Source organism: Escherichia sp. KCJ4928, assembly GCF_004352695.1.
Classification (GTDB): Bacteria; Pseudomonadota; Gammaproteobacteria; order Enterobacterales; family Enterobacteriaceae; genus ECMA0423.
In genome coordinates this window covers 1-346 of the sequence record NZ_SJWV01000666.1, presented here as the reverse complement: position 1 = coordinate 346, position 346 = coordinate 1, and the positions used below count along the sequence as shown (strand labels likewise).

The 346-nt window shown below is 60.7% G+C and carries 1 protein-coding gene; it reads right to left on the bottom strand.

Going from position 1 to position 346, the window contains the following annotated elements:
- On the bottom strand, positions 1-346 hold a 346-nt coding region (gene traW / locus E0D98_RS26160), incomplete at both ends, for a conjugal transfer protein TraW (RefSeq protein WP_165941087.1).

The window sequence follows — 346 nt, the reverse complement described above, 5'->3', positions numbered from 1 at the left end:
CAGTCAGCGCTCCACGGGTGGCCTCATTAGGGGTACTGTCAGCTATCAGTGACAGTTGCGGATGAGAAGCGGCATCGATGATGCCGTTGTATTCATTCTGCAGGCCCACATACGTGCGCCCGGTCTGTGTTCCCACTTCACCTTTCCCCGGGGCACGACCCGCTGACGGTCTGGCGGTGTTTTTCATGTAAGCCGTGGCAGCATCAATCTGTTTCTGAGCCCAGGTGAGGGCGGCAGGGGTATCTGCTGTGCCTGCACCCTGATAGAGCGATCGCACCTGGCTGTCTCCGCCCGGCAGCTCGCCCACGGCAGGGCAGACATCGGTTCCGCCAAAGCGGGCATATTC